The organism is Sphingobium sp. HDIP04, assembly GCF_000445085.1.
Taxonomy (GTDB): domain Bacteria; phylum Pseudomonadota; class Alphaproteobacteria; order Sphingomonadales; family Sphingomonadaceae; genus Sphingobium; species Sphingobium indicum.
On record NZ_ATDO01000109.1, the window covers coordinates 1 to 22,520 of the forward strand.

24 protein-coding genes and 1 pseudogene are annotated in these 22,520 nt (G+C 66.7%); 12 read left to right on the forward strand and 13 right to left on the reverse strand.

All coding sequences use genetic code 11. The annotated features are described in order from the left end of the window. Positions 1-2,104, forward strand: a pseudogene (locus L286_RS39325) (chromosome segregation protein); the annotation flags it as partial. A gap of 57 nt (positions 2,105-2,161) precedes the next feature. Here the strand turns inward: L286_RS39325 and L286_RS39330 are convergent. Both L286_RS39330 and ubiA read right to left on the reverse strand, forming a co-directional pair. Then, entirely contained in the window at positions 2,162-3,619 is a 1,458-nt protein-coding gene (locus L286_RS39330) for a phospholipase D-like domain-containing protein (RefSeq protein ID WP_020820321.1), read from the reverse strand. Continuing rightward, complete coding sequence (gene ubiA, locus L286_RS39335; protein ID WP_020820320.1) at positions 3,616-4,518, reverse strand: 4-hydroxybenzoate octaprenyltransferase; 903 nt, start codon at positions 4,516-4,518, stop codon at positions 3,616-3,618. Before ubiA ends, L286_RS39330 begins: the two co-directional genes overlap by 4 nt. Positions 4,519-4,618: 100 nt before the next feature. Here ubiA and L286_RS39340 point away from each other — a divergent pair, with 100 nt between their 5' ends. Together L286_RS39340 and L286_RS39345 are read left to right on the forward strand one after the other, a co-directional pair. Further along, the gene (locus tag L286_RS39340) at positions 4,619-5,365 is read left to right on the forward strand and encodes a 16S rRNA (uracil(1498)-N(3))-methyltransferase (protein WP_025161004.1); all 747 of its coding nucleotides are present in this window, start codon (positions 4,619-4,621) and stop codon (positions 5,363-5,365) included. Positions 5,366-5,525: 160 nt separating this feature from the next. Further along, complete coding sequence (locus tag L286_RS39345) at positions 5,526-6,899, forward strand: glutamate--cysteine ligase (protein WP_020820318.1); 1,374 nt, start codon at positions 5,526-5,528, stop codon at positions 6,897-6,899. 84 nt (positions 6,900-6,983) lie between these two features. Here L286_RS39345 and L286_RS39350 read toward each other — a convergent pair whose 3' ends face one another. From L286_RS39350 to L286_RS39360, 3 genes are all read right to left on the reverse strand, one after another. Then, complete coding sequence (locus tag L286_RS39350; RefSeq protein ID WP_025161003.1) at positions 6,984-8,279, reverse strand: methyltransferase family protein; 1,296 nt, start codon at positions 8,277-8,279, stop codon at positions 6,984-6,986. Positions 8,280-8,489: 210 nt separating this feature from the next. Continuing rightward, positions 8,490-9,116: a DUF1345 domain-containing protein gene (locus L286_RS39355; protein WP_025161002.1), complete on the reverse strand. Its 627-nt coding sequence runs from the start codon at positions 9,114-9,116 to the stop codon at positions 8,490-8,492. 41 nt (positions 9,117-9,157) lie between these two features. After that, complete coding sequence (locus tag L286_RS39360; protein ID WP_007687351.1) at positions 9,158-9,733, reverse strand: hypothetical protein; 576 nt, start codon at positions 9,731-9,733, stop codon at positions 9,158-9,160. A 151-nt stretch (positions 9,734-9,884) separates the two neighbouring features. Here L286_RS39360 and ruvA point away from each other — a divergent pair, with 151 nt between their 5' ends. From ruvA to ruvB, 3 genes are all read left to right on the forward strand, one after another. Then, complete coding sequence (gene ruvA, locus L286_RS39365; RefSeq protein ID WP_020820315.1) at positions 9,885-10,493, forward strand: Holliday junction branch migration protein RuvA; 609 nt, start codon at positions 9,885-9,887, stop codon at positions 10,491-10,493. Between the two features lie 78 nt (positions 10,494-10,571). Continuing rightward, a complete protein-coding gene (locus tag L286_RS39370; RefSeq protein ID WP_013038760.1) occupies positions 10,572-10,898 on the forward strand; it encodes a GIY-YIG nuclease family protein in 327 nt (108 codons plus the stop codon). A 37-nt stretch (positions 10,899-10,935) separates the two neighbouring features. Further along, complete coding sequence (ruvB, locus tag L286_RS39375) at positions 10,936-11,955, forward strand: Holliday junction branch migration DNA helicase RuvB (RefSeq protein WP_007687344.1); 1,020 nt, start codon at positions 10,936-10,938, stop codon at positions 11,953-11,955. A 191-nt stretch (positions 11,956-12,146) separates the two neighbouring features. On the opposite strand, the gene rpmG is transcribed toward ruvB, so the two are convergent. Continuing rightward, positions 12,147-12,314 (reverse strand): 50S ribosomal protein L33, encoded by a 168-nt coding sequence (gene rpmG / locus L286_RS39380; RefSeq protein ID WP_007687342.1) that lies wholly within the window; start codon positions 12,312-12,314, stop codon positions 12,147-12,149. A gap of 219 nt (positions 12,315-12,533) precedes the next feature. Between rpmG and L286_RS39385 the strand changes: the two genes are divergently transcribed. From L286_RS39385 to L286_RS39395, 3 genes are all read left to right on the forward strand, one after another. Further along, a complete protein-coding gene (locus tag L286_RS39385) occupies positions 12,534-12,869 on the forward strand; it encodes a hypothetical protein (protein WP_020820313.1) in 336 nt (111 codons plus the stop codon). A gap of 16 nt (positions 12,870-12,885) precedes the next feature. After that, a complete protein-coding gene (locus L286_RS39390; RefSeq protein WP_021223668.1) occupies positions 12,886-13,452 on the forward strand; it encodes a TMEM165/GDT1 family protein in 567 nt (188 codons plus the stop codon). Between the two features lie 119 nt (positions 13,453-13,571). Then, positions 13,572-14,063: a Dps family protein gene (locus tag L286_RS39395; RefSeq protein WP_020820311.1), complete on the forward strand. Its 492-nt coding sequence runs from the start codon at positions 13,572-13,574 to the stop codon at positions 14,061-14,063. 123 nt (positions 14,064-14,186) lie between these two features. Here the strand turns inward: L286_RS39395 and L286_RS39400 are convergent, their stop codons facing one another. The 6 genes from L286_RS39400 to L286_RS39425 form a co-directional block, all read right to left on the reverse strand. Next, on the reverse strand, positions 14,187-14,657 hold the full coding sequence (locus tag L286_RS39400) for a GreA/GreB family elongation factor (RefSeq protein WP_020820310.1): 471 nt from the start codon (positions 14,655-14,657) through the stop codon (positions 14,187-14,189). 45 nt (positions 14,658-14,702) lie between these two features. Then, positions 14,703-16,529 (reverse strand): cobaltochelatase subunit CobT, encoded by a 1,827-nt coding sequence (cobT, locus tag L286_RS39405; RefSeq protein WP_020820309.1) that lies wholly within the window; start codon positions 16,527-16,529, stop codon positions 14,703-14,705. Beyond that, positions 16,529-17,314: a tyrosine-protein phosphatase gene (locus L286_RS39410; RefSeq protein WP_020820308.1), complete on the reverse strand. Its 786-nt coding sequence runs from the start codon at positions 17,312-17,314 to the stop codon at positions 16,529-16,531. The genes cobT and L286_RS39410 overlap by 1 nt, the downstream gene beginning before the upstream one ends. Beyond that, a complete protein-coding gene (locus L286_RS39415) occupies positions 17,311-17,733 on the reverse strand; it encodes an OsmC family protein (RefSeq protein ID WP_020820307.1) in 423 nt (140 codons plus the stop codon). Before L286_RS39415 ends, L286_RS39410 begins: the two co-directional genes overlap by 4 nt. 1 nt (position 17,734) lies before the next feature. Beyond that, positions 17,735-18,742, reverse strand: coding sequence for a cobaltochelatase subunit CobS (gene cobS, locus L286_RS39420; protein WP_020820306.1), 1,008 nt, complete (start codon positions 18,740-18,742; stop codon positions 17,735-17,737). Between the two features lie 140 nt (positions 18,743-18,882). Continuing rightward, positions 18,883-19,500, reverse strand: coding sequence for a J domain-containing protein (locus tag L286_RS39425; protein WP_020820305.1), 618 nt, complete (start codon positions 19,498-19,500; stop codon positions 18,883-18,885). 44 nt (positions 19,501-19,544) lie between these two features. Between L286_RS39425 and L286_RS39430 the strand changes: the two genes are divergently transcribed. Genes L286_RS39430 through L286_RS39440 form a run of 3 tightly spaced genes read left to right on the forward strand, consistent with a single transcriptional unit; the run spans position 19,545 to position 21,508 of the window. Continuing rightward, entirely contained in the window at positions 19,545-19,832 is a 288-nt protein-coding gene (locus L286_RS39430) for a BolA family protein (RefSeq protein WP_007687326.1), read from the forward strand. Positions 19,833-19,880: 48 nt separating this feature from the next. After that, a complete protein-coding gene (locus tag L286_RS39435) occupies positions 19,881-20,588 on the forward strand; it encodes a glutathione S-transferase (protein WP_020820304.1) in 708 nt (235 codons plus the stop codon). Next, positions 20,585-21,508: a pirin family protein gene (locus L286_RS39440; RefSeq protein WP_020820303.1), complete on the forward strand. Its 924-nt coding sequence runs from the start codon at positions 20,585-20,587 to the stop codon at positions 21,506-21,508. The genes L286_RS39435 and L286_RS39440 overlap by 4 nt, the downstream gene beginning before the upstream one ends. Positions 21,509-21,630: 122 nt before the next feature. On the opposite strand, the gene L286_RS39445 is transcribed toward L286_RS39440, so the two are convergent. Further along, positions 21,631-22,455 (reverse strand): MJ0042-type zinc finger domain-containing protein, encoded by an 825-nt coding sequence (locus L286_RS39445; RefSeq protein ID WP_020820302.1) that lies wholly within the window; start codon positions 22,453-22,455, stop codon positions 21,631-21,633. Between the last annotated feature and the right edge of the window lie 65 nt (positions 22,456-22,520).

Here is a 22,520-nt window from a genome sequence, read left to right on the forward strand (position 1 = left end):
CCAGCAGCAGGCCGGCGGGGATCGCGACGCGGCCGAAGCCGCGATCCGCTCCGCCGAGACCAGCCGCGCCGAGGCTGCCGAGGCGCGGGCTGTCGCCGAAGCCGCCTTGTCGTCCGCTCGCGCCACCCTTGCCGCCCTGGATAGCGAAGCCGCCGCGCTCCGGCGCGCCGTCGACAGCGGCACGGGCAATCGAAGTCGGGCACTCGACCGGCTGAAGGCGGCTCCGGGCTATGAACGCGCTCTCGCGGCGGCGCTGGGGGACGATCTGGAAGCGCCCATCGCGGCCGAAGGCAAGCGGCGATGGACCGGCGCCGCCGCGCTCGCCAGCGACCCGCCCTTGCCCGAAGGCTGCACCGCCCTTTCCGCCCATGTATCCGCGCCGCCCGAACTTGCCCGCCGCCTGGCGCAGGTCGCGGTCGCGGATGGAGACGAAGGCCAGGCCCTTGCGGTCGGCCAGCGGCTCGTCACCAGGGACGGGCAGCTTCGCCGTTGGGACGGCTATGTCGCCATAGAGGGCGGGGCCGCGGCCGCCGAGCGGTTGATCCGGCTCAACCGCCTGGAAGCCATTGCCGCCGCCCGGCCCGCCGCCGAAGCCGAGGTCGAGACTGCCCGCGCCGCGCAGGACGCGGCTTCGGGACGCGAGCGGGAGGCTGGCCAGACGCTGGCTGCCGGCCGCGCCCGGCTTGCGGATGCGGACCAGCGGCTACGCACCGCCCTGCGCGCCGCCGACGAGGCCGCCACCGCGCTGGAACGGCTGAGCGGGCGCCGCGAGGCGATAGAGGAACGGTTGAGCGAAGCCCGCGCCGACCTGCATGCCGCGCAGGCCGAGTATGACAAGGCGCAGGCCGGCCGCGCCGCCATGCCCGATGGCGAGGAAACCCGCGCCCAGGTCGCCGCGCTGCAGCAGGCGAGCGAGAAGGCCCGGCTGGCCGTCAGCCAGCTACAGGCCGATCAGGCTCTGGCCGACCGCGCATTGGCCAGCGACTGCGAGCGCGTGGCCGCCGCCGACGCGGAGGCCAGGGGCTGGCGCGCCCGCGCCGGCGAAGCGGCCAAGCGCATCGCCGCCATGGTCGAGCGCGGCGAGGCCATAGCGAAGGAACGGGCCGAGATCGCGGACCAGCCGGACAGCCTGGCCGCCGCCATCGCCGCTTTGAGCGAGCAGGGCGATACATTGACGCAGGCCGCAGACACCGCCCGCCGCGAGGAAAGCGAAGCCGAAGCCGCGCTCCGCACCGCCGAACAGCGCGCAGCCCAGGCGGGCGAAGCGCTGGCCACCGCCCGCGAAGCGCGCGCCACCGCCGCCGCTCGCGCCGAGGCCGCCGAAGAGAAGCGGGTCGAAACCAACCGCCTTTCCGGCGAACGTTTCGAGTGCCCGCCGCCGGTCCTGCCGGAAAAACTGGGTTTCGCCAGCGCCGACATCCGCATCGCCCAGAGCGAACAGGCCGAACATGACCGCCTCGTCACCGAGCGGGAGCGCATCGGCCCTGTCAACCTCGTCGCCGCGCAGGAACTGGAGGAGCTGGAAGCGACCCAGGCCAACAGCCGCGCCGAAAGCGAGGAACTGAGCCAGGCGATCAACCGCCTGCGCGGCTCCATCGGCAGCTTGAACAGGGAGGGGCGGCAGCGCCTGCTCGCCGCGTTCGAGGCGGTGGACGGGCATTTCCGCCGCCTGTTCACCACCCTGTTCAACGGCGGCCAGGCGCATCTGGAACTGATCGACAGCGACGATCCGCTGGAGGCGGGTCTGGAGATCATGGCCCAGCCGCCGGGCAAGAAGCTGGCGGCGCTGACCCTGCTTTCCGGCGGAGAACAGGCGCTGACCGCCGTCGCCCTGATCTTCGGACTGTTCCTGACGAACCCCGCGCCGATCTGCGTCCTGGATGAAGTCGACGCGCCGCTGGACGACGCCAATGTCGAGCGTTTCTGCGACCTGCTCGACGCCATGGTAGGGCAGACCGACACGCGATACCTCATCGTCAGCCATAATGCGGTGACGATGGCGCGCATGCACCGGCTGTTCGGCGTGACCATGGTGGAACGGGGCGTCAGTCGGCTGGTTTCGGTCAATCTGGGCGGCGCGGAGGCCCTTCTGGCAGCGGAATAGCTGATCCTATTTTAGTAACCGTCATTCCCGCGGAAGCGGGAATGACGGAAAAGAGAGCTATCCCCCCTCCATCCATCCCCGCATCCGCCGGAAAAGTCCGCGCTCTGTTATCGGCTCCAGCATTTCGCCCGGTCCTTCCGGATCGAGCGCCTCATTGTCCGCCAGCCATGCCTGCACGCCGTTCAGATCCGGCGTCACATAGGGCCGCAAGGTCCGTCCCGGCCTGTCGCGCAGCTGTTCGATGGCGGCGATCAGCCCCTGTTCGGCAATTACCGCCGCCACCCGCTCGACCGGCAGGTCGAGATGCTCCGCGATCAGATCGTCGCGAATGGCGCGGATCGCATCTTCCCGCCCTGCATTGGCGGGCAGCGCCGCGTCGATCGTCACGTCGCATTCGGTGTCGAGCCGCATCGATCGGTTGTTCATGTTGGACGATCCGACGCGCAGCACCCGGTCGTCGACGATCAATATCTTGGCATGGACATAGATCGGCTCCCCCCGCGCCGTGAAGGGATGATAGAGCCGGAACCGGCCATGGACGTCCCGCGCCTTCAGCGCCTCGAACAGCCGGGCGCGGGCCGTGTCCATCGCCTGCTGCTCCAGCCAGCCGTCGGCCTGCTCCGGATTGACGATGACGATTTCCGGCCCGTCCTCTTCCGCCAGCCGCGCCGCGATCGCCTCTGCAATGCGGCGGGAGGCGAAATATTGGCTCTCCGCGTAGATATGGCGCCGCGCCGCCGCGATCTGGTTCACATAGAGCCGCTCGATCTCGATCAGCGGTTCCTGATCCTCCATCTCCGGCGCGGAACGGGATATGGCGATGTCCACATCCTCGAACTGCACCGGCAGCGCATCGGGCCAGCAATCCTGCTGGCCTTCGACCGGCGGCAGTTCCCCGCCGCCCGCGCCCTTCCACCGCGCCCGCGCATGTTGCCCCAGCGCCGCCGCCACGGGGCCCTGCAAGGCCGTGGTCGCATCATGCCAGGGACCATAGGGCGATCCGTCCGGATGCCGCCGCCACGGTTCCCCGTCGCGGTGATGCCGCGTGTCCCAGCGGTCGCCGGTCATGTCGATCCCGCCGCAAAAGGCGAAGCAATCGTCGATCACCACGATCTTCTGATGATGGGAGGCGGCGGTCGGGTGATGGCTGTCCAGCTTCACCGTGATCCGCGGATTGACCATCCAGCGGACCGTGGTGAACAGGTTGGACGGCCGCGCCATCGACTTCATCGCCCCCACGTCCCAGCGCAGCAGGAAGATTTCCAGCTCTGGCGTCCGCTCCACCAGCCAGCTTATGAAGTCCCCGATCACCGTCGGCGCGCCGTCGCTCGCCTCATCCTCGCGGATCAGCGTGATGGCGGCGTCGAAATCCCAGCCGATCAGCATGATCCGCCGCTTCGCCTTCATCATCGCGGCGCGGGCATGGCGGAAATAGGCGTCCGCATCGACGATTACGCTGGCCTTCAGCGCTCGCGCGATCCGCCAGCAATCCTCCCCCTCGCGCGGGCCGCTCATGCGCTGCCCACCACCAGGCAGCCCAGGAACATCAGCAATCCCGCAAAGCGATTGGAGCGGAATTTGGCCAGGGGATCCATGCCGTCCTCCTTCAAAGTTGCGACCTGCCAGGCCAGATGCGCCGCCATCGGCAGCAGCGCCGCCAGCGCCAGGCCCTGCGGCCGGACCTGCCAGATCGCGCCGCCCCACAGCGCCAGGGCCAGCGCGTAGCAAAGCGCCACGCCCGCCCGCACATGCCTGCCCATGGACAGGGCGCTTGATCCGATGCCGATCAGCGCGTCGTCCTCCCGATCCTGCAAGGCATAGATGGTGTCATAGCCCACCACCCAGACGATGCAGCCGCCATAGAGCAACAATCCCGGCATGGCGAGGGTTCCCGCCACCTCGCTCCATCCGACCAGCGCGGCCCAGGAAAAGACCAGCCCCAGCCAGATTTGCGGCCAGCCGGTGATTCGCTTCATGAAGGGATAGGCCGCCACCAGCGCCAGCGAGCCCAGGGCCACGACCTGCGCATATGGATGCAGTTGGAGCAGCACCGCCAGCCCGACCAGGCAGAGGGACAGCAGCCATATCCACGCCGTCCTCAGCGACACCGCACCGCTCGCCAGCGGGCGCGATGCGGTGCGCGCCACCTGCCGGTCGAGGTCGCGGTCGACAATGTCGTTGAACACGCATCCCGCCCCGCGCATGGCGACGCTGCCCAGCAGCAGCCACAGGATCAGCGGCCAGCGCTGCCCGGCGCCCCCCGCCAGCGCCACCGCCCAGGCCCCCGGCCAGAACAGCAGCCACCAGCCGATCGGCCGGTCGAACCGCGCCAGCAGGGCGAGAGCCCTGGGAAGGTCCGGCAAGCGGGCGACCAGGCCGCGGGCTTCGCTGTCGGGAACGATGCTGCTTGTCACATTTACTCCGTTCGTCCTGATCTTGTCGAAGGACCGTTCTTCTCTAGAAGGAAAAAATGGGCTTCGACAGGCTCCGCCCGAACGGATGATGGATTTTTTGATGACCGCAACCCCCGCCTGGCCGCCGCAAAGCGCGCCGCGCCTCCATGTCGAAACGCAACTGGGCGAGGGCGTTTCCGTGCCGGTCGACGGCAACCCTGCCCATTACCTCATCAGCGTCATGCGGGTGAAGGCGGACGACATCGTCCTGCTGTTCGACGGCCGCTCGGGCGAATGGGCGGCCAAGGCCCGCGACATCCGCAAGCGCGACCTGGTGCTGGAGGTGGTCAGCCGGACCAGGTCGCCGGAGGACGTCCCCGATTTCTGGCTCTGCTGCGCGCCGATCCGGAAGGGGCGCATCGACCTGGTCGCGGAAAAGGCCTGCGAATTGGGCGTGGCGCGGCTCCAGCCCGTGCTCACCCGCCGCGCCGTGGTGGACAAGCTCAACCTCGACCGGCTCCATGCCCATCTGGTGGAGGCGGCCGAACAATGCGGGCGCACGGCGCTTCCCGAACTGGGGCAAATGGCGAAGCTCGACGCGCTGCTGAGGGATTGGCCCGACGGACGCTGGCTTTTCTTCGCGGATGAAAGCGGGGGCGAACCGCTGGCGGATACGCTCAAGGCCCATCCCGGCCCCGCCGCCTTCCTGATCGGCCCCGAAGGCGGCTTCGACCCCGCCGAGCGCGAAGCGATCCGCAGGGTGGCGAAGGCTATCCCGGTTTCGCTGGGTCCGCGCATTTTACGCGCCGAAACCGCCGCTATCGCCGCGACGAGCGCGTGGATGACGATCAACGGGGACTGGCGATAGCTTTGGCCGTTTGCGCCCCTGCCTTCGCAGGAGCGCGCTGTACAATAATCAAGGAATATCGTTTTCTTCCGCAACCGGATTGAAGCCTTCATCGACGCAGCTTATCTGAGCGCCGAACGTTGCGCCTTTGACGCAGGCGGGGGAAAGATTAAGGCGGGGCATGAGCACCAGAACCGACTCAGGAGGGATCGATCCCGTCATCGAGAGCCGCGAGCAATTGATCGCGGCCTTCGCCAAGGGCGCAAAGCCTAAGGATCGCTGGCGCATCGGCACCGAGCATGAGAAATTCGTCTACAGCCGCAAGGATCATCACGCCCCCAGCTATGACGAGCGGGGCGGCATCCACACGCTGCTGATCGGGCTGACCCGCTATGGCTGGAATCCGGTGTTCGAGGGGGAGAATATCATCGCCCTCAGCGGCGCCGACGGCACCATCAGCCTGGAACCGGCGGGGCAGTTGGAACTGTCGGGCGCGCCGCTGGAAAATCTGCACCAGACCTGCGCGGAGACGAGCCGCCATCTGGAGCAGGTGAAATATGTGGGCGACATGCTGGGCCTGGGCTTTCTGGGCCTGGGCATGTGGCCCGACAAGAGCCGCGAAGAACTGCCCATCATGCCCAAGGGGCGCTACGACATCATGCTGCGCCACATGCCGCGCGTGGGGTCGCTGGGCCTGGACATGATGCTGCGCACCTGCACCATCCAGACCAACCTCGACTATGGCAGCGAGGCGGACATGGTCAAGAAGTTCCGCGTCTCCCTCGCCCTGCAACCGCTGGCGACGGCGCTGTTCGCCAATTCCCCCTTCACCGGGGGCAAGCCCAACGGCTTCCTGTCCTATCGCAGCCATATCTGGTCGGATACCGACCCCGGCCGCACCGGCATGCTGCCCTTCGTGTTCGAGGACGGCTTCGGCTATGAACGCTATGCCGACTATGCGCTCGATGTGCCGATGTATTTCGTCTACCGCGACGGCCGCTATGTCGACGCGGCGGGCCAGAGCTTCCGGGACTTCCTGAATGGCAGGCTGCCCGCCCTTCCGGGCGAGAAGCCGACGGAGAAGGATTGGGAGGACCATCTGTCCACCGCCTTCCCCGAAGTGCGGATGAAGAGTTTTCTGGAAATGCGCGGCGCGGACGGCGGGCCGTGGAACCGCATCTGCGCGTTGCCGGCTTTGTGGGTCGGGCTGCTCTATGACGAGGGCGCGCTGGACGCCGCCTGGGATCTGGTCAAGGACTGGAGCATGGAGGAGCGGCAGGTTCTGCGCGATTCCGTGCCGAAACTGGCGCTGGATGCGCCCATTGCCGGCAACCGCAAGCTGCGCGACATAGCGGGTGAAGTGCTGGACATCGCCCGCGGTGGCCTTTCGGCCCGCGCCCGGCTCAATGCCTCAGGCGACAATGAGACCGGCTATCTGGCCCCGCTGGACGAGGTCGTCGCCTCCGGCCGGACCCACGCCGAACGCCTGCTCGCCCGCTACCATGGGGAGTGGAAGGGCGACCTCAGCCAGATCTATGCCGAGGAAAGTTTCTGATCCTCTGTCCTCTCCCTGCCGGAGAAGGATAGGCGGCCTGTCCCGCGCCGCTGGTCCGGCGCGGTTGGGGGTGTTGCGTGCCGCTCATTCGGCAGGCTGCGCCAGCCCCACGGACTTCCGCCCCGCAATCCACGCGAAGAAGCGCGGTACGGCGCCATTGCGTTCCATCCAGTCGCTATAGGCGCGATATTCCGGATCGGCGCCCAAATGCGCCTCCTCGGTCTTCGCGCGCCAATAATAGACCGCGTTGGTTACGCCCAGCAGCGCGCAGTTCCGCACCACGTCGGTCAGGCTGCCCGACAGGCTCAGGAAAGGCAGGGCGGAAAACCACCAGAACAGATTTTTCGACAGATAGGCCGGATGCCGCGTCCAGCGATACGGCCCATGGGTCAGGATCCCCCGATGTGTCAGGTTGGAGAAACGCAGCCCGAAAGCCACCGTCGCCCAGGCATAGATGGCGGTCAGCAACACCAGCCAGCCGCCCAGCAGCCATTGCAGGGCCTCATGCCCCCGCGTCCAGACATCCCATTCAGCCCCGCCCGCATGATAATCGATCGGGCCGCCATTGCCCATCAGCACGAAGGGCGGATAGCAGATCAGCGCCGCCACCCACCCGGCCAATAATGGATTGGCCGTGCGGATATGCGAATCCAGCGGCTTCATCGTCAGCATATAGCCGACGGTCGCCATGCAGACGTCGATCATGAACATGACCGCGATCAGGAAACTGGCCAGCGCCACGGGATGGCCGAACGCCTCCTCGATCCGCCAATCGACCACGCTGGTGAAATTGCCCGGCACGATCGACAGCATGAAGGCGAGGAAAAAGCCCTTCACCGCCCAGGCGCGGGCATGATGGGCGACCTCGGCCTTGTCCGGCGCGCCGGCGGCCCCGCCGATCACCCATTGGCCGAAGGCATGGCTGGCGTCCCTCGGCTCGATCAGGCGCCGGTCCAGCCAGATCACATAGGGCACCGACGCCGCCAGCAGCCATGGCGCCGCGCCCATCAGCACATTCATGGAAAGGCGATAATCCCCGCTCCAATACCAGCGGGCGATGCAATAGAAGACCGCGATGGCAAGCCAGGTGGCCCACAGGCCGGCGATCTTGACGATGCTGACATCCAGCACGGCCCGCCATGGCCGCGCAGGCGCGGTCCAGTCGATCCCGGTCGATGCGCGGCGATGCACCTTGTCGACCAGCAGCGACCACAGCACCATCGGCAGGCCGCAGGCGGCGACGGCGGCAAAGCCCGCATTCGGCCCGTTCATCCCATAATGCCGCGCCACAAGCGTCCAAAGCCCCAGTCCGACCAGCCCGGCCATACCGACGCCGTGGCTGACGGCTGATTTCGGGCAGGGATCGGCAGGGTTGGTCATGCCGTGGCCCTAGCGGGAAATGGTAAACAACCGGCGAAGGGGGATGGGGGTAGCGGCTATCCTATTCCTCCCCATCGGGAGATGGGGAGGGGGACCAGCCGAAGGCTGGTGGAGGGGAAAGGGGCACGACCTCCGAAATTTCCCCTCCACCACCGCCTTCGGCGGCGGTCCCCCTCCCCACGCTGCGCGTAGGGAGGATTTAAGCCGCGCTTATCCGCCGCCCAGCACGTTGATGGTGAACGCCAATATTCCCAGGTTGAACAGGAATGCGGCCAGGCAATGGAACAGCGCCGCCTGCCGCATGCTCCGGCTGGTCACCGACACGTCGGATGTCTGGAACGTCATCCCCAATGTGAAGGCGAAATAGAGGAAGTCCCAATAGTCCGGCTCCCGCATGCCGGGAAAATCAAGCCCGCCGCTGTCGCCGCCCTTCCCATCGTCCAGATAGAAGATGTGCGCATAGTGCATCGCATAGACGAGGTTGGAAAACAGCCAGGCCAGCGCCAGCGTCGCGAGCAGCAGCGCGACCGCCGCCCGGCTCGGCCCGCCATGCTGGCTGACCGCCACGCCCACGGCGACCAGGATCACCACCGACACGATCGCGGTCAGCAGCAGCATCAATCGCCGGTTCGCGTCGTTTTCCTCCGCCTTGCGCCGCATCGCGTCCGCATCGGAATCCAGCAGCGGCCAGGCGGACAGGATGAACGCCAGCGCCGCGACGTCGAACCCCGCCATCACCGCCTCATGCCATGGAAGCAGGAGGCCTAAGGGCGCCATGCTCGCCAGCAGGGCCAGGAACATGCCATAACGCCAGGGAAAGATCCGCGACCGGCTCATGCGCGCATCAAAGGCATAATCCGCGCCCCGCACAAGGCGCTTTATATCACGGCCGCGATCAGCCCCAGCGCCTGCGCCTCGCTCGCCTCCAGATACCAGTTCTCCGGCGCGCGGTTCAGCAGTTCCTCCATGGAAACCTGCGATCCCAGGATCAGGTTGGCGAAACCTTCATTCTGGATCGAGATCGACGCCTCTATCTCATGCAGCGTGGCCTTGAGCGAAGCGATGCAGGTCGACAGCGGTCCTTCCAGATGGATGTCCCGCGTGATGATGCGTTCGTGGATCATCAGCCGCGTGCCCCGCGCCAGATAGCGGTTCTCCGCCGCGAAGAAGCTCATGAAGGTCGCGCCCGCCGAATAGACCGCCGTCTTGCCCAGGAACACCAGCCGCCGGTCGGGATAGAGATCGGAATGGAAGCGTATATCCTCCCCCATCATCCGCGCGATTTCCGGGTCGCCGCCCAAGGTGGCGATCTCCACCACCACCAGCCCCTGCTGCGGCGCGGACGAAAGGCAATTGCGGAAATGCAGATACATGCCATGGTCGACATAGCCCGACAGCATGATCGCGGGATATTCGAAATCCCTGGGGCCCAGCAATGGCGCCTGCATCGACATGAAAAACGGCTCCTTCCTTCGCCCCGCTTCCTTGGCCCCGCCGGCTGCTCTACGCGCGGGCCGGCAAATGGTGCCTTTGCTTGTCGGTTTTTAGCTGGCGCCCCGCCGGAGACGCCCTTAAAGAACAGATCATGACCAAAGGGCGGGGCGCATGATCGCGAAACTGAAAGGACGGCTGGACAGCACGGGCCTGGACCATGCCATCATCGATGTGGGCGGGGTGGGCTATCTGGTCGGCGCTTCTTCCCGCACGCTCGCGGCGCTGGGGCCGGTGGGCGAAGCGGTGACGGTCCACACCGAAATGCTGGTGTCGGACGATGCGATCCGCCTGGTCGGCTTCGCCCGGGCGGAGGAGCGCGACTGGTTCCGCCTGCTGACCGGCGTGCAGGGCGTGGGTTCCCGCGTGGCGCTGGCCATCCTCTCCGCGCTGGAACCGGCGGAACTGCATCGCGCCGTGGCGGCCGGCGACAAGGCGATGATCGCCCGCGCCAACGGCGTCGGTCCCAAGCTTGCCCAACGCATCGCCAATGAATTGAAGGACAAGATCGGCGCGGCGCCCATGCCGGCCGGGGCGGTCGGCGCCGGGTTTGCGGCGCTGCCCACCGGCGGCCACAGCGCCGATGCGATCTCGGCCCTCCAGAATCTGGGCTTCAAGCCTGCCGAAGCCAGCATCGCCGTCGCCGCCGCCGAAGAGGAACTGGGCGAAGACGCGTCGCTGGATGCGCTGGTGCGCCTGGCGCTCAGGAAAGCGACGAAATGATGAGCATCGCCCTCTCCACCCGTCATGCTGAACTTGTTTCAGCATCCATTCCGCCTCTCGCGCCGAAGGGAAGGAATGATGAAGGAACCGTGCGTCTATATCCTCGCCAGCCAGCCCTATGGCACGATCTATATTGGGGTGACGTCGAACCTGCTGGGACGCTTGCATCAGCACCGCACGAACGGCGTTCCGGGCTTCACCGGGCGATATGCCGTCCACAATCTCGTCCGTTTCGAAATGTGCGACACGATGGAGCAAGCCATCCGTCGGGAAAAGCAGCTCAAGCGTTGGCATCGGCAGTGGAAGATCAATCTGATCGAAACCGAAAATCCGAGGTGGGTCGATCTGGCGGTTGGGTTGGGTTTGCCCTCTCTGGATCAGCACCAGCGGCACGATGGATGCTGAAACTAGTTCAGCATGACGATTGGGTTGGGGGGCGCGCATGAGCGAGGACCGCCTCATATCCTCCACCCGTCGCGTCGAGGATGCCGACGCCGCGCTGCGGCCCAAGTCGCTGGCGGAATTCATCGGCCAGCAGGCGGCGCGGGAAAATCTGCGCATCTTCATCGAGGCCGCCAAGGGCCGCGGCGAAGCGCTGGACCATGTCCTCTTCTTCGGTCCGCCGGGCCTGGGCAAGACGACGCTGGCGCAGATCGTCGCCCGCGAAATGGGCGTGGGTTTCCGCGCCACGTCCGGCCCGGTCATTGCCAAGTCGGGCGATCTGGCCGCGCTGCTCACCAATCTGGACGAGGGCGACGTGCTGTTCGTCGACGAGATACACCGGCTAAACCCGGCGGTCGAGGAAGTGCTCTACCCCGCCATGGAGGACCGGGCGCTGGACCTGATGATCGGCGAAGGCCCGTCCGCCCGGTCGGTGCGGATCGACCTGCCGCCCTTCACCCTGGTCGGCGCGACCACGCGGCAGGGGCTGCTGACGACGCCGCTGCGCGACCGTTTCGGCATTCCGGTGCGGTTGCAATTCTACACCGTCGACGAGCTGGAACTGGTGGTGCGCCGCGCCGCCCGGCTGCTGGACCTGGCCATCACGTCCGACGGCGCGGTGGAGATCGCCCGGCGCTCGCGGGGGACGCCGCGCATCGCCGGACGGCTGCTGCGCCGGGTGCGCGACTTCGCCAATGTGGCGGGCGCGGCGGCGGTGGACGCCAAGGTGGCCGATGCCGCGCTGACCCGGCTGGAGGTCGACCATCTCGGCCTGGACCTGATGGACCGCCGTTACCTGACCATGATCGCGGACATCTATCGTGGCGGGCCGGTGGGTGTCGAAACGCTGGCCGCCGGCCTTTCCGAAGCGCGCGACACGATAGAGGAAGTGATCGAACCCTATCTCATCCAGCTTGGCCTGATCGCCCGCACCGCGCGGGGGCGCTGCCTGAACGCCCTCGGCTGGAAGCATTTGGGCCTCAATCCCCCTTCCCATGTCCAGGATGGATTGTTCGACTGAAATCGCTGGCGGCGACATGCCATGTCGATCGGCATCAGGCCATGCCCCGGCAGCCTCTTCGTCGACATCCATCGCCGGCTCCGACCGGCAAACAAGGAAAGGCCCGTTCCCCCAGGGGGACGGGCCTCTTCGTTCGGGCAGCATGCGCCCGCGAACGCAAATGTCGTCAGGCGGCGCGAACCGCCCTCAGATCACTTGATCTTGGCTTCCTTGAACTCGACATGCTTGCGCACGACGGGATCATATTTCCGGAAGCTCAGCTTCTCGGTCTTGGTGCGCGGATTCTTCTTGGTGACGTAGAAGAAGCCGGTGTCAGCCGAGCTGACGAGGCGAATCTTGACGGTTGCTGGCTTGGCCATGGCCTTAGTCCCTGGTCGTGAATATCGTGAAAAAGAAGAGCGGCCCCAAATCTCTTTCGAGGAAGGGACCGCCCCGTTTCAGCGGTGCCCCATGAGGCAGATTCGGCCCCATGTCAAGGCTCGTGGCCGCAGCGCGGGGGCTGTGCTACACTTTACGCGGCCTTAACCCGCTCCGGTCTATCGGGGAGTTCGGAGTTACAGGACGGGGGAGTCTTCTCCATGCGACATGATCCGATACTGGCCATTCTTGCCGATCTGCTGAGGCGGGTCGACGGGCTTGCGGGGGAACGGGGCCATGTATCGGTCGCGCGGCTGCGCGACGAGATCGACCGGATTCGCCATATCGCCCGCGCCTTCCACCTGGATGGGGTGGAAAGCCTGGCCGGCACCCTGCAATCGGCGCTTTCGCTGCAAGGGGCGGGGCCGGTCGTCATGTCCTATCTCGACCTGATGCGCGACGCGATCTCGGCCGAAATGCCGGCGGCGGCGGAGGTTCTGGCGATGCCCGTCGCCGCCAGGCCGGCGGTCGGGCCGGGCGCGCGCCTGACCGCCTGATCGTCCGGTCGGCCGAATGGATGCATTGCTGATCGCGCTGCTCGGCTGCTTGTTGGCCGAAACCGGGGACAAGGGGCAATTGCTGGCGCATGCGCTGGCCGAACGCTTCCGGCGCGACGGAGCGGTGATCGCGGGAATCGTGGCGGCGGCGCTGGCCAATGCCGCCATCGGCGCGGCGGCAGGCGCCTTCATCGCGCCGATGCTGGGGACCGACGGGCGGCTGCTTTTCCTGGCGCTGGCGCTGATCTTCCTGGCGGCCGGCATGTTCTGGCCGACGAAACAGCCCGATCTTCTGGCGAACTGGCGGCTCGGCCCCTTTTTGACCAGCGCGCTCGGCCTCTTCATCCTCGGCTTCGGGGACGGCGCGCAGTTCCTGATCCTGGGAATCGCCGTGCGGACCGCCGATCCCTTCCTTGCCGCAGCCGGCGGGGCCATCGGCATCATCGCCGCGACGGTTCCCGTCGTCCTGCTGCGCGGCCCGACGTTCAAGGCGCTGCCGCTGCGCGGCATCCGGCTGGGCGGCGGGGTGCTGGTGCTGCTGGCCGGCATGGCGGCGGCGGTGTCTGCGCTGCATCTCGCCTGATCGACTGGCTGCATCACACTGACCGGCATTATCCCGGCAAAAATCGCGGCATTTCATGGCACCATATCGGGCACGGATCATTATATGTCCGAAACCAAGTCCTTCAGCAGGAGCCAAGCATGACCTCCCCCGATCTCAAGACCCCGACGGACCTGCGCAGCAACGCCACCAAGTCTGTGGCGGAGGCGCTGAACGGCGTGCTCGCGGACAGCTATGCGCTGTATTTCAAGACCAAGAATTTCCACTGGCATGTCTCCGGCCCGCATTTCCGGGACTATCACCTGATGTTCGACGAGCAGGCGACGCAGATCCTGGCCACCACCGACCTGATCGCGGAGCGGGTGCGCAAGACCGGCAACACCACGCTGCGCTCCATCGGCGACATTGCGCGCCATCAGTCCCTGGTCGACAATGATGCCGATTATGTCAGCCCCGGCGACATGCTGAACGAATTGCGCGAGGATAATCTGAAGCTGGTGGAGTCCCTGCGCGCCGCGAAGGCCGCCGCCACGGAGGCGGGCGACAACGCCACGGAGGGCATTATCGACGACTGGACGGACGAAGCCGAGGAACGCGCCTGGTTCCTGTTCGAGGCCGGTCGCAACGGGTGACAGGAAAGCCCTCCGGTCGGCCGGAGGGCTTGTTTTCCGGCAGCGCGCCGTGCTCCTGCGCAGGCAGGAGCCCAGTTCCACCGTCTGAACTGGGTTCCTGCCTGCGCAGGAACATGGGCGGGCTTATTCTTCTGTAATCGCCTCAATCGCCAGGATGGTGATCGCGCCCGGCTTCCCGCCGAAATCGACGGTTTCGCCTTCCTCCGCATCCATCATGGCGCGGGCCAGCGGCGCGGAGAAGGCGATGCGGCCTTCCGACGGTTCGGCCTCATCGTCGCCGACGATGTCGATCCGCTTTTCCCGGCCGTTCAGGCGGTAGGTGACGCGGCTGCCGAAGGCCACGGCCTCCGCATCCGGGACCGGCCGCAATTCCGCCGTCGCCAGCCGGGTCCGCCAGTAACGCAGTTGGCGCTTCAGCTTCTTCGCGTCCTCTGCGGCCATGGCTTCGGTCTCGACCGCTTCCAGCGCCTCCACCTTCTCCCGCGTCAGCCGCAGGCCCCGCGCCGTCACCCAGTTGGGACCGGGTGGCAGGGGGATCTCAAAGGTGGGTTCCAGATGCTCCTCGTCACTCTCGCGACGGAAGGCGACGCTCATCACACTCTCCTATTCGAACGTCCGTGGCGCCTCTACGCGCACGGCCTAGTCTTCGTCGAACAATCCGGCGAGTTGCTCCACCATCGTGCCGCCAAGCTGTTCGGCATCCATGATGGTCACGGCGCGGCGATAATAACGGGTGACGTCATGGCCGATGCCGATGGCGACGAGCTGCACGGGCGAGCGATTCTCGATCCACTCGATCACCTGCCGCAAATGGCGCTCCAGATAGGTGCCGCTGTTCACCGACAGGGTGGAATCGTCGACCGGCGCGCCGTCGGATATCACCATCAATATGCGGCGTTCCTCATTGCGCGCGATCAGGCGGCCATGCGCCCAGAGCAGCGCCTCTCCGTCGATATTCTCCTTGAGCAGCCCCTCGCGCATCATCAGGCCCAGATTCTTGCGCGCCCGGCGCCAGGGTTCGTCGGCCTTCTTGTAGATGATGTGGCGCAGGTCGTTGAGACGCCCCGGCATCGGCGGACGCCCGGCGGCCAGCCAGTCCTCCCGGCTCTGCCCGCCCTTCCACGCCCGCGTGGTGAAGCCCAATATCTCGGTCTTCACGCCGCAGCGTTCCAGCGTGCGCGCCATGATGTCGGCGCTGATCGCGGCGATGGAGATGGGCCGCCCACGCATCGACCCGCTATTGTCGATCAGCAGCGTGACGACGGTGTCGCGGAATTCGGTATCCCGCTCGATCTTGTAGGAAAGCGAGCGCGTCGGATCGATCACGATCCGAGCCAGCCGCGCCGCGTCGAGCAGTCCTTCCTCCTGGTCGAAGTCCCATGACCGCGACTGCTGCGCCATCAGCCGCCGCTGGAGCCGGTTGGCGAGTTTGGTCACCGCCCCCTGCAGGCTCACCAATTGCTGGTCGAGGAAGCCGCGCAGCCGCAGCAGTTCATCCTCGTCGCACAGATCCTCCGCCGTCACGACCTCATCGTGAAGCTGCGTGTAGGGCTTGTAGTCGAAACCCGGCGGCAGGTCGCCCATCGGCCGGTTCGGGCGGACCGGCATCATGCCTTCCTCGCCCATATCCTCCGCGCCTTCCTCGCTGTCGGCGTCGAATTCGTCGCTATATTCGGTTTCGCCCTCCTCGGTGTCGCCGCCCTGATCCTCGGCCCGCGCCTCCGCGAAGGCGTCGCTGTCGCCCGCCTGATCCTCTCCGCTGTCGCCGTCTTCTTGGCTCTGCTCCTCTTCCTCGCCCTCTTCCTGCGGTTCGGAATCGTCGGTTTCGGGCGGCACGTCGGCGTCGATCAACTGGAGATGCTCCAGCATGGCGGACGTCAGCTTCTGGAAGGCGCGCTGGTCGTCTATCGCCATGGCCAGCGCGTCCAGATCGGCGCCCGCCTTGTCCTCGATCCACTGGTCGACCATGGCGAGGCCCGCCCGCACATCCTTCGGCGCGGCCTGCCCGGTCAGCCGCTCGCGCACCTTGAGCGCCAGCGCGGTCGACAGCGGCACCTCGTCGGCGGAACGGGCGCGGCGGATCGGGTCGGATTTCAACTTCAGGTCCAGCGCATGGTTGAGGTTGGCGCGCACCCCCTCCATCGCCCGCGAACCGATCGCCTCCACCCGCGCCTGCTCGACCGCGTCATAGACCGCCCGCGCCGTCGCGTCGGCGGGCGCGGCGCTGTTGTGGACCTTCGCATTATGGTGCCGCAGCCGCAGCGCATTGGCGTCGGCATAGCCCCGCGCCAGCGCCACCTGATCGGCGGGCAGGTTGCGGCCGGGCGTCGGCACCTTGATCGCCTTGCCCGCCATATGCGGCGTGTCGGCGGTGAAGCCCACCTCCACCTCCGCGTCGCGGGCGATGGAGCGCGCCGCGCCGGACAGCACATCCTTGAAGGCGTCGAGGGGCGAACGGTCGGCCATCAGTCCAGCAGCATCCCGCGCATCGCATCCCGCGCCGCCGCGTCGACGCCCAGCATGTCGTTCAGATAGCCGTCCACGCCGCCATGGCTTTCATCCAGCGCCGCGAAGAAGGAATCCAGATAGGCCGATTCCGCCCTCAGCAGCGGTTCGAGCATATCGGCCCCCGCCAGCCGCATCCGCGCCACCAGCGTGTCGCGCTGCGCCAGCAGCCAGTCCCAATCGGCATGGGCGTTGGTCGCCAGATAATCCTGGACGATGGTCGGGCGCGGCACGCCCAGCGCCGCCAGGATCAGCGCCGCGCCGACGCCGGTGCGGTCCTTGCCCGCCGAACAGTTGATCAGCAATGGCACGCGACCGTCCGCGATCCGTTCGAACATGGCGCGATAGGATGCGGCATGGTCCACCGGAATCATGCGATAGAGGGCGATCATCGTCCGCCGCATATCGTCCGCCGTGGCGCCGTCGCGCTGGAGCATCTCGCCCAGCAGGCCGCTGCTTTCGGTATAGTCGCGGCAGAAATAATCGACATCCGCCCCGTGCCAGAGCGTGGGTTCGGCCGTCCGCTCATTGCCGCGGCGGAAATCGCAGATCGCCCGGATGCCGAGCGAGCGGAGATGGTCCGCATCCCCGTCCGTCAGCAGCGCCATCGTCCCCGACCGGTAGAGCATGCCGCGCTTCACGCAGCGCCCGTCGGCCGTCGCATAGCCGCCGAAGTCGCGCAGGTTGAACGCGCTCTCCAGCGGCAGGCGGCCTTCCTCCGGCGTCAGGGCGGCGGTTTCGCTCACGGCCTCTCGCCCTCCCCGACATAGGGCACGGCGATGGTTTCGATCTGCGTTTCGACTTCGCTCATCAGCTTGTGCACCGGGCATTTCGCGGCGACGGCGATCAGCTTGTCATGCTGTTCCGCGCTGAGTGGGCCGGACAGTGCGATGCGCGTCGTCAGCTTGTAGACGCCCTTGCGCTCCTGGCTGGCGTCGCGCACCACGCCGACATGGATGCCCTCAACCGGAATGCCGTTGCGCTGCGCATACCAGAGCATGGTCATCGCCTTGCACGCGCCCAGGGCCGAATCGTAGAGGTCATGCGGGTCCGGCCCGGCGTCATGACCGTCCGGCGCCGACATGTCCGCGATCAGTTCATGTCCTCTGATGCTGATCCGATGGGCGGTCCCGCCCTCCGCATCGATCCGTTCGACGACGATCACGTCACGCTGCCCGGTGCGCCACGCTTTCGGGCAAATCCTTGCCGAAGACGCGCTGATAATATTCGGCCACCAGCGGCCGTTCCGCCTCGTCGCATTTGTTGAGGAAGCTAAGGCGGAAGGCGAAGCCGACATTCTTGAAGATCAGCGCATTCTGCGCCCAGCTAATCACCGTGCGCGGCGACATGACGGTCGAGATGTCGCCGTTGATGAAGCCCTGGCGGGTCAGTTCCGCCACCTTGATCATATTCTCGACTTCCTTGCGGCCGCCCTCATGATCATATTCGCCGGACTTGGCCAGCACCACCTGCGCCTCGGTCGCGGCGGGCAGGTAATTGAGCGCCACCACCAGGTTCCAGCGGTCCATCTGGCCCTGGTTGATCTGCTGCGTGCCGTGATAGAGGCCGGTCGTGTCGCCCAGGCCCACGGTGTTGGCTGTCGCGAACAGGCGGAACCAGGGATTGGGCCGGATCACCCGGTTCTGGTCGAGCAGCGTCATCTTGCCGTCGGTTTCCAGCACGCGCTGGATCACGAACATCACGTCGGGGCGGCCCGCATCATATTCGTCGAACACCAGGGCCACGGGCCGCTGCAACGCCCAGGGAAGCAGGCCTTCGCGGAATTCGGTGACCTGCTGGCCTTCCTTGAGGACGATGGCGTCGCGCCCGACCAGGTCGATGCGGCTGATATGCGCGTCCAGGTTGATGCGGATGCACGGCCAGCGCAGGCGGGCGGCGACCTGCTCGATATGGCTGGACTTGCCGGTGCCGTGATAGCCCTGCACCATCACGCGGCGATTATAGGCGAAGCCCGCCAGGATCGCGAGGGTGGTGTCCGGATCGAACACATAGGCGGGGTCGAAGTCGGGGACGCGCTCGTCAGCCTCCGAAAAGGCGGGAATCTTCATGTCGACATCGATGCCGAACATTTCGCGCGCGTCGACTTCGCGGTCGGGCGATGCCAGCAGCGTTTCGGCGCGGGTGTCGGGCTGGACGTTCGGGATGTCGGTCATTTCTCTTGTCTCTTCGAGCGGCTGGTCGGCACTGCCCTAACCATCAGGGACAGGCATGTCGATAGAGTGGGGCCTTAACGTGCCGGGATCAAGCAGCCCATTCGGCCAAATTGGCCTGCTGTCCGATCAACGCCGGGCCTTCAGGCAAAGGCCTCCGCCTTGCGCAGAAGCTGATAGGCCTCGATCACCCCCTGCAACGACGCCTCATGGCTCCGGTCGCCGCCATTATGGTCGGGATGGAAGCGCCGCAGCAATTCGGTATAGCGCTGCCGCAGCGCCCGGCGGTCGGCATCGATCGGCAGGCCCATCACGTCCAGCGCCCGGCGGTCGTCCCGCGAGAGGAATTTCCCGTCCTGCCGCATCCGGCTGTCCGCCCGCGCCTTCGCCACCCGTTCCTTGAACCGGGCGCCGATGGCATCCAGCGGATCCTGGAAATCCGACCATTTGGGCGACGGGCTGGCGGCGTTGGAGGAAAAGGCCCGCGTCTCCCGCTCCCATCCCGCATAGGGGCGCTGGGCGGCGGCGATCTCCTCCGGGCTCATGCCGGTGAAGAAATTATAGCCCTGGTTGAATTCGCGCACATGGTCCAGGCACAGCCAGCGCCAATTCGGCCCCTCCCGGTTCGATCCGCTTCCTTCCAGCGGCGGCGCGCGAAATTCTCCCGGCTCCTCGCAGCCCGGAACCGCGCAGGGGCGGTCGCTTTCCACGCGGCCGTGGAAACGGTTGAAACGACGGGTCGAGAAGGGATCGCTGGCCAAGATTGTCCTGATGCAACTGCGGGCAAAGGGCCTATATAGGGGCCATGACCGAGATTCTGAAAGGCCCTGTCGCCACCGAAATCGAAGCCCGGCTGCGCGCCGCCCTGGCCCCCGAACGGCTCGCCGTGATCGACGACAGCGAGAAGCATCGCGGCCATGCCGGGCATGACGGATCGGGCGAAAGCCACTTCACCGTGGACATCGTGTCCGACCGCTTCACCGGCCGGAACCGGGTCGCCCGCCAGCGCCTGGTCAACGCCGCGCTGGCCGATCTGCTGCGCGACAAGGTCCACGCCCTGGCGATCAAGGCCCGCGCCCCCGGCGAAGCGTAACCATAGCGCCGCTCAAGCGTTGTGCCGCCATCCAAGGAGGCGCAACCCATGGCCTATGATTTCTGGTACTGGTCAACCATTGCCGGACGCGGCGAGTTCGTGCGGCTGACGCTGGAGGCGTGCGGCATCCCCTATCGCGACCGCGCCCGCGCCGACGGCGACGAAGCGCTGATGGCGGACATGGAGCGGCACGACGCCGGCCCCGCCTTCGCGCCGCCCTATCTGGTGACGGACGGGCGCACCGTGGCGCAGACCGCCAACATCCTGTTCTACCTGGCCGAACGGCACGAATGCGGACCCGCGGGCCTCAAGCCCCGCTATTGGCTCGCGCAGGTGCAGCTTACCGTCATGGACATGGTGGCGGAAGCGCATGACGTGCACCATCCCCTCGGTCCCGACCTATATTATGAGGAGCAGAAGGCCGAAGCGCTACGCGCCGCCCACGGGTTTCGCGCCCACCGCATCCCAAAATTCCTGACCTATTTCGAACATGCGCTGAGCGCCGAACCGGGCGAATGGCTGGCTGCCCAGCGCTGGAGCCATGCCGACCTGTCGCTGTTCCACCTGGTCGCCGGGCTGCGCTATGCCTTTCCGCTGCGCATGGCGACGCTGATGCCGTCCTTCCCGCGCCTTTCCGACCTGCATGACCGGGTTGCGGCGCTGCCCGGATTGCAGGATTATCTGGCAAGTGACCGGCGCCTGCCGTTCACCCAAGAAGACGTCTTCCGCCATTATCCCGAACTGGACGCAGCATGACCCCGCCCGAATCCATCATCCAGAATGATCCGATCATCCAGACGATCACGCCGACCAGCCATAATCTGGGCGATTTCCGGGTCCATCGCTCCCTGCCGGCGAAGGAACGCACCATGGTCGGCCCCTTCATCTTCTTCGACCAGGCCGGTCCCGCCCGGATCGCGCCGGGACAGGGCGTCGACGTGCGCCCGCACCCGCACATCAACCTCGCCACCGTCACCTATATGTATGAGGGCAGCTTCCTTCACCGCGATTCCCTGGGCACGGAGCAGTTGATCGAGCCGGGCGCGGTGAACCTGATGACCGCGGGCAAGGGCATCGTCCATAGCGAGCGGTCGCCGGACGAGGACCGGGCGAAACTGTCGAAGCTCTCCGCCATCCAGACCTGGCTGGCGCTGCCCGACCGCTATGAGGAAATGGACCCGGCCTTCGAACATGTGGGCGAGGGCGGCCTGCCCATCATCGACGGCGGCCATGCGCGGGCCCGCGTGATCATGGGCAGCCTCTGGGGCCAGACCTCGCCCGTCACCACCTATGCGAACACCGTCTATGCCGACATCCAGCTTGCCCCCGGCGGATCGGTCCCCATCGACGCGGATGCGGAGGAACGGGCGATCTATGTCTCTGGCGGGGACGCGGCGCTGGACGGGGTGATGCTCCAGCCGCAGACGCTCTACGTCCTGCGGCCCGGCATCAGGGCGGCGTTGATGAGCGTGGACGGCGGCCGTGCGATACTCTGCGGGGGAGAGGCGTTCCGGACGCCTCGCCATGTCTGGTGGAATTTCGTGTCATCCTCCACCGACCGCCTGATGCAGGCCCGCGAGGATTGGGAAGCCATGCGCTTTCCGCTGATCCCCGGCGACGACCGGGAATTCATCCCGATCCCCCAGGGGCGGCCGAAGACGGTGAGCTATCCGTGAAGGGGCCTCGCCCTCCAATAATGCAACGTGCTCCTGCGAAGGCAGGAGCCCAGTCCCCCGTCTGAACTAGGCTCCTGCGTTCGCAGGAGCACGGCTCGCTTATACGCCCGGTTCTCCGCAAATCACTGCACGAAGGTCAGCGACAGATTCTCGGCATTTTTCGGAATGTCGATCCGGCTTTCGTTGATCGACGCTTCCTCCCCCGGTTTCAGGCTGGTCCGGTCCGCCTTGGTGGTCCAACTGAACACCAGCCGGTTCTGCCGGTCGCGCAACTGCACCAATACGGGCGGCACGGGCAGCACCTGCTTGCCGCTGTTCACGATCCGGGCGCCGAAGGCGAAATATTCCTCCCCGGTCGGCAGCTTGCGCCGCTCGGCGGGCTTGGAGAGATAAAAGAGCAGGTCGGGATCGCCTTCCTCCGGCACCAGTCCCAGATTGACCGCCCAGCCAGGCGCGCCGAAATACCAGAGCGCTCCGCCGGCCGCGCCGACGGCCAGGCAGAAGGCGAGCGCGGCATAGGTCCAGATCTTCAGCCGGTTGCGGCGCGGCTTCGCGGTGGCCGGTTCGGGTTCGGCCCAATCGTCGCGCGCATCCGCTTCGGCGCGCCCGTAAACATCGTCGAAACGATAGTCCGGCCTGGCCGTTTCCGGGGATGCGGCCTGCGCGACCGGCTCCTCGGGCGCCGCGACCGGCTCGACCGTCGGCGCGGCAGGTTCCTCGACTGGAGGGGGAGGCGGCGGCGGAGGGGGTGGCGCGGGGGGAGGCGGCGGTGCCGCGACTTCGGGCATGCCGGAAGTCGCCAGCGCTTCCTCCCGCGGGGCGAGCGCGGCGCCCTCCTGGAACCAGCTATGCTTGCAGGCGGCGCAGCGAACCTGGCGGCCGTTCGGGCCGACGGCGCTGTCCGGCACGATATAGCGCGTGGCGCAATTGGGACACACCAGGATCATGACGCTTCATAGGCATGAGTTGGATTCGAGGGCAAGCGGCTTCAAGCATGCCGCCAGCATGGACC

Bases quoted from the DNA above. Each gene is read 5' to 3' on its own strand.
- L286_RS39330 (WP_020820321.1), bottom strand. From the start codon at position 3,619: ATGAGCGGCCCGCGCGAGGGGGAGGATTGCTGGCGGATCGCGCGAGCG.
- L286_RS39340 (WP_025161004.1), top strand. From the start codon at position 4,619: ATGACCGCAACCCCCGCCTGGCCGCCGCAAAGCGCGCCGCGCCTCCAT.
- L286_RS39345 (WP_020820318.1), top strand. From the start codon at position 5,526: ATGAGCACCAGAACCGACTCAGGAGGGATCGATCCCGTCATCGAGAGC.
- L286_RS39350 (WP_025161003.1), bottom strand. From the start codon at position 8,279: ATGACCAACCCTGCCGATCCCTGCCCGAAATCAGCCGTCAGCCACGGC.
- L286_RS39355 (WP_025161002.1), bottom strand. From the start codon at position 9,116: ATGAGCCGGTCGCGGATCTTTCCCTGGCGTTATGGCATGTTCCTGGCC.
- L286_RS39360 (WP_007687351.1), bottom strand. From the start codon at position 9,733: ATGTCGATGCAGGCGCCATTGCTGGGCCCCAGGGATTTCGAATATCCC.
- ruvA (WP_020820315.1), top strand. From the start codon at position 9,885: ATGATCGCGAAACTGAAAGGACGGCTGGACAGCACGGGCCTGGACCAT.
- L286_RS39370 (WP_013038760.1), top strand. From the start codon at position 10,572: ATGAAGGAACCGTGCGTCTATATCCTCGCCAGCCAGCCCTATGGCACG.
- ruvB (WP_007687344.1), top strand. From the start codon at position 10,936: ATGAGCGAGGACCGCCTCATATCCTCCACCCGTCGCGTCGAGGATGCC.
- rpmG (WP_007687342.1), bottom strand. From the start codon at position 12,314: ATGGCCAAGCCAGCAACCGTCAAGATTCGCCTCGTCAGCTCGGCTGAC.
- L286_RS39385 (WP_020820313.1), top strand. From the start codon at position 12,534: ATGCGACATGATCCGATACTGGCCATTCTTGCCGATCTGCTGAGGCGG.
- L286_RS39390 (WP_021223668.1), top strand. From the start codon at position 12,886: ATGGATGCATTGCTGATCGCGCTGCTCGGCTGCTTGTTGGCCGAAACC.
- L286_RS39395 (WP_020820311.1), top strand. From the start codon at position 13,572: ATGACCTCCCCCGATCTCAAGACCCCGACGGACCTGCGCAGCAACGCC.
- L286_RS39400 (WP_020820310.1), bottom strand. From the start codon at position 14,657: ATGAGCGTCGCCTTCCGTCGCGAGAGTGACGAGGAGCATCTGGAACCC.
- cobT (WP_020820309.1), bottom strand. From the start codon at position 16,529: ATGGCCGACCGTTCGCCCCTCGACGCCTTCAAGGATGTGCTGTCCGGC.
- cobS (WP_020820306.1), bottom strand. From the start codon at position 18,742: ATGACCGACATCCCGAACGTCCAGCCCGACACCCGCGCCGAAACGCTG.
- L286_RS39430 (WP_007687326.1), top strand. From the start codon at position 19,545: ATGACCGAGATTCTGAAAGGCCCTGTCGCCACCGAAATCGAAGCCCGG.
- L286_RS39435 (WP_020820304.1), top strand. From the start codon at position 19,881: ATGGCCTATGATTTCTGGTACTGGTCAACCATTGCCGGACGCGGCGAG.
- L286_RS39440 (WP_020820303.1), top strand. From the start codon at position 20,585: ATGACCCCGCCCGAATCCATCATCCAGAATGATCCGATCATCCAGACG.
- L286_RS39445 (WP_020820302.1), bottom strand. From the start codon at position 22,455: ATGATCCTGGTGTGTCCCAATTGCGCCACGCGCTATATCGTGCCGGAC.